Below are 4,929 nucleotides of genomic sequence, written 5' to 3' on the forward strand. Positions count from 1 at the left end.
CTCCAACAACGACAAACGAAAGCGTGATCCAGAGCAGCATTAAATTCAATTGCATTGTAATTCTCCTTTACCACCCAAGTTGCTACCGTTCATTGGAATTTACCTTGCTCTCAGGGATGATTTTAGGTGTATCAGAGTCTGGCTCGATCGCGCCCATTGTTTCTACAGCCTCATCGGCTCTAGTCAGCCACCAAGCCCAAAGGACTAAGCAGACCTGAAAAGGAAAACGCAACCAAATCAGCGGCGGATCATGCGGCATTGCTGAGACTGGAATATTATGAATTGCCTGGTTGAGGTTCGCTGGAAAAATAGCAATGAAAAGTACAACCAAAACCCAAGCGGCTGCATGACTGGCACGAGGAATGAGCAACCCAATTCCAGCAAGGATCTCAATCACTCCACTCCCATAGACCAGTGCCAAGGGATGAGGAAGGACGGATGGCACAATTCTAATGTGGGAGTCTGGGCTGGTAAAATGCGTAGCACCGATCGCCACCACTGCCAGGGCAAGAATGAACCGAAAGAGCGGTTTGTACTGCTGCATCATACTGCTGAACAAAAAATGAACAAAAATCTGTGCTTTGTATTTAGCTAATATATTCGGCTAAATCAATTCTGAGTTGATTGTCTTTGGCTTCTACTAACTTGGGTGAGTTAAAGCTGCGATCGTCTATAGGGAACTTGCTTCACCAACTGCCTGAATGACAGAATCATGAGATGAGAGAGCAGGCGATCGCGCTAGTTCAGATAAGCTAATCTATTACAAACTGGTTTAGCAAAACCCATCTTAAGGAAGAAGTAGAAATGAATGAATTTTGATAACTAACCAGATTGCTGCTGAACAAGTTAACCCCAAGCCGACATCGGCAGCCTGCGAGGTTTACTGCATCAATTGCAGCAGGTCTTTCAGGCGATCGAAGTCCACTCTGCGTACTAATCTCTTCTAGAGTAAACAAACAACCTACGAACTGAAAAATACTGAGAAATATGAATCCATTTCTTGCCCGCTACTCCCCCTACATTTACGCAATTTTGCGAATCGTTGCAGGATTGTCCTTTGCTCTGCATGGCACTCAAAAGATATTGGGTATTCCAGGTGGTAAACCACCCCTCTCCATCACCTCATTCCTGGGATTTGGGGGACTGCTGGAGTTAGTTTGCGGCTTATTGATTGCGATCGGACTGCTGACAAGCTATGCGGCCTTTATTGCCAGCGGTGAAATGGCAGTCGCTTACTTTATGCTGCATGCTTCAAAAGGCTTTCTCCCGATCGTTAACGGAGGTGAGTTAGCCATGCTCTACTGTTTCCTTTTTCTCTATATTGCGGCTCATGGTCCAGGGATCTGGAGTATCGACGCATCCAGGAGAAGAACAAGGGCAAAATCATCTGCTTCGCTGAGGCAGGAAGGTTAATCGCACCGTGAATTAAATAGCGTGAATTGAACTGAATAGAAAGCAGTGGAATCCGCTCAAGCGTTGCTCGTGATGTGTAGAGCGCAGAAACTTCTGTAGAACGATTACACGCTACCCGCGCCAATCCTTTATCTGCCTAGTCATAATCCTTCACGAAGGGACGAGATTACGCCATCAAAAGGTGTGATGCCCGATCGCCTCGTCTTCATAATTCTCCCTAAAATAAAGTCACTGGGGTCAGTGGTATTGAGTGGCAGGTGAGAGGCATCCCCATCACTGCTAAAAGTATGACCCTGCGATTCTTCATTCCCCTCAGTGCCTATGCAGCCAACCAACCCAAATCAATTCACTGAGAAAGCGTGGGAGGCGATCGTTCGGACTCCCGATATTGCAAAGCAGGCACAGCATCAGCAGCTTGAGTCAGAGCATTTGATGCTGGCGATTCTGGAGCAGCCAGAAGGACTGGCAACGAGTATTCTAAACAAGCTCGGCGTGACCGTGCAGCGCGTCCGCGAGTACACGGAAAAATACATTCAAAAACAGCCGAAAGTGTCGGGTGCAGGCAGTTCGGTGTATCTGGGTCGCTCACTCGATACTCTGCTCGATCGGGCTGAAACGCTGCGGAAAGAGTATGGCGACGAGTATATTTCGGTCGAACACCTGCTGCTGGCGTATGCAAGAGACGATCGCTTCGGCAAGAGCTTGTTCCAGGAATTTAAGCTAAACGAGAATAGACTAAAGAATACTGTGGATCAGGTAAGAGGAAACCAGAAAGTGACGGATCAAAACCCAGAGGGCAAGTACGAAGCTCTAGAGAAGTATGGGAGGGATCTGACCGAGGCGGCGCGTCAGGGCAAGCTTGATCCGGTGATTGGACGCGATGACGAAATTCGCCGCACGATTCAAATTCTCTCGCGCCGCACGAAGAATAACCCTGTGCTGATTGGCGAACCGGGCGTGGGTAAGACGGCGATCGCGGAAGGACTGGCACAGCGCATTCTGGCGGGTGACGTGCCCGAATCGCTGAAAGACCGCAAGCTGATCGCGCTGGACATGGGTGCACTGATCGCCGGAGCCAAGTTTCGCGGCGAGTTTGAGGAGCGGCTCAAGGCAGTGCTAAAGGAAGTCACGGATTCCAATGGCAGCATTATTCTATTTATCGATGAAATTCACACTGTTGTCGGTGCAGGGGCAACCCAGGGCGCGATGGATGCGGGAAACCTGCTTAAACCCATGCTGGCAAGAGGGGAACTCCGCTGTATTGGTGCGACCACGCTGGACGAATACCGCAAGTACATCGAGAAGGACGCAGCCCTGGAGCGGCGATTCCAGCAGGTGTATGTGGATCAGCCTTCGGTGGAAGACACGATCTCGATCTTGCGGGGTCTCAAGGAACGGTACGAGGTTCACCACGGAGTCAAGATTTCTGACTCTTCGCTGGTGGCTGCGGCTACCCTGTCGAACCGCTATATCTCCGATCGCTTCCTGCCAGACAAAGCCATTGACTTGGTAGACGAAGCAGCTGCCAAGCTGAAAATGGAAATCACCTCTAAGCCGGAGGAACTGGATGAGGTCGATCGCAAAATCCTTCAGCTTGAAATGGAAAAGCTGTCGCTGCAAAAAGAAAGCGATGCGGGTTCCCGCGAACGGCTCGATCGCCTTGACAAAGAGCTGTCTGATCTGAAGGAAGAGCATACTACGCTGAATGCTCAGTGGCAGTCCGAGAAGGAAGTGATCACTGAGATCCAGACGCTCAAAGAAGAGATCGATCGCGTCAACCTGGAAGTGCAGCAGGCGGAGCGCGACTACGACCTCAACCGCGCAGCGGAACTGAAATACGGCAAACTCACCGACCTGCAACGCAAGCTGCAAGAAGCTGAAAAGCGGCTGACCGAGACGCAAACCAGCGGTAAATCAATGCTGCGCGAAGAAGTGACCGAGTCCGACATTGCGGAAATCATTTCCAAGTGGACGGGCATCCCGGTGAGCAAGCTGGTCGAGTCTGAAATGCAGAAACTCCTGTACCTGGAAGACGAGCTGCATCGGCGCGTTGTGGGTCAACATGAGGCAGTGACGGCAGTTGCAGACGCAATTCAGCGTTCTCGTGCTGGGTTGGCTGACCCCAATCGACCGATCGCCAGCTTTATCTTCCTGGGTCCGACCGGGGTCGGTAAGACGGAATTGGCGAAGGCTCTGGCGGCATACCTGTTTGACACCGAAGAAGCAATGGTGCGAATCGATATGTCTGAGTACATGGAGAAGCACGCCGTTTCTCGTTTGATCGGTGCGCCTCCCGGATATGTGGGATATGAGGAAGGCGGTCAGCTGACCGAGGCGATTCGTCGTCGTCCCTATGCGGTAATTTTGTTTGATGAGATCGAGAAAGCACATCCCGATGTGTTCAACATCATGCTGCAAATCCTCGATGACGGTCGCGTGACGGACTCGCAGGGTCGCACGGTCGATTTCAAGAACACCGTGATCATCATGACCAGCAACATTGGGTCGCAGTACATTCTCGACCTGGCAGGCAACGATGAACTCTACGAAGAAATGCGATCGCGCGTGATGGATGCTCTGCGATCGAATTTCCGCCCAGAGTTCCTGAACCGGGTAGATGAGCTGATCATCTTCCACAGCCTGCAACGCTCTGAATTGCGGCAAATTGTCCAGCTTCAGGTCAATCGTCTGTCCCAGCGTTTGGACGATCGCAAGATGTCGCTCCGCTTGTCCGAAGCTGCCCTCGACTTCCTGGCAGAAGTGGGCTACGACCCGGTATTTGGCGCACGCCCCCTCAAGCGAGCCATCCAGCGCGAACTGGAAACGCCGATCGCTAAAGCCATTCTGCGCGGAGAATTCCACGACGGCGATACGATCTACGTCGATATCGAAAACGAGCGGTTGGCACTGAAGCGCCTTTCGGCAGAACTGCTGGCAGCTCTGTAGGTTGCGGTCATTAGCCCGATCGTTTGATTGATTAACCCTCTGTCGATTCGCGGCAGGGGGCTTTTTGGGGTGTAATGGGGGCGATCGTCTCTGCCAGTCGTACAGTATGGCAAACAGGAGATGAGGCGATGGCAGCTCTTCTCGTTCAGGTGGTTTCCGATTTATGCGAGAAATATAGTCCGCAGATTATTATCCTTTACAGCTCTCGTGCCAAAGGAGACCTTACCCCTGCCAGCAATATAATATCGTCTGCTTTACGGCTCAAATCAGCGGCAGCAAGTAACTTCAAACCAAGTAACCCAAACTCAGTACCGGCGGTTTTCGATCGCCCGCTGCCATCATGTGTTAGCCGGAGCATGTACTGTTTTCCCCTCAATCTCATCGACGAACAACCTCTTGGGTCGTTTCAGAACGGCAGACCGCTGTTTGAGAGTTTTGGGGAATCACAAATAACCTTTACAGCCTTTTCCAGGCTGGCGAGGTACAAGATAGAGTAATGGAAGTGCCATCTAGAAGCTGCCTGACATGAAACCCTATTCCCGTGACCTGCGCCAGAAACTCGTAGAGCGA

3 protein-coding genes are annotated in these 4,929 nt (G+C 51.3%); 2 read left to right on the forward strand and 1 reads right to left on the reverse strand.

Going from position 1 to position 4,929, the window contains the following annotated elements; genetic code table 11:
- Positions 1 to 82: 82 nt before the first annotated feature.
- On the reverse strand, positions 83 to 547 hold the full coding sequence (locus tag H6F80_RS00795) for a DoxX family protein (RefSeq protein WP_199296289.1): 465 nt from the start codon (positions 545 to 547) through the stop codon (positions 83 to 85).
- A 440-nt stretch (positions 548 to 987) separates the two neighbouring features.
- Between H6F80_RS00795 and H6F80_RS00800 the strand changes: the two genes are divergently transcribed.
- Both H6F80_RS00800 and clpB read left to right on the forward strand, forming a co-directional pair.
- Positions 988 to 1,413 carry a DoxX family protein gene (locus tag H6F80_RS00800; protein ID WP_190789721.1) on the forward strand — a complete coding sequence of 142 codons (426 nt, stop codon included), beginning with the start codon at positions 988 to 990 and terminating at the stop codon, positions 1,411 to 1,413.
- Positions 1,414 to 1,734: 321 nt separating this feature from the next.
- Positions 1,735 to 4,359, forward strand: coding sequence for an ATP-dependent chaperone ClpB (gene clpB, locus H6F80_RS00805; RefSeq protein WP_190789722.1), 2,625 nt, complete (start codon positions 1,735 to 1,737; stop codon positions 4,357 to 4,359).
- Positions 4,360 to 4,929: the final 570 nt, after the last annotated feature.

It is taken from the genome of Leptolyngbya sp. FACHB-711, assembly GCF_014695615.1.
Taxonomy (GTDB): Bacteria; Cyanobacteriota; Cyanobacteriia; order Elainellales; family Elainellaceae; genus Leptolyngbya_A.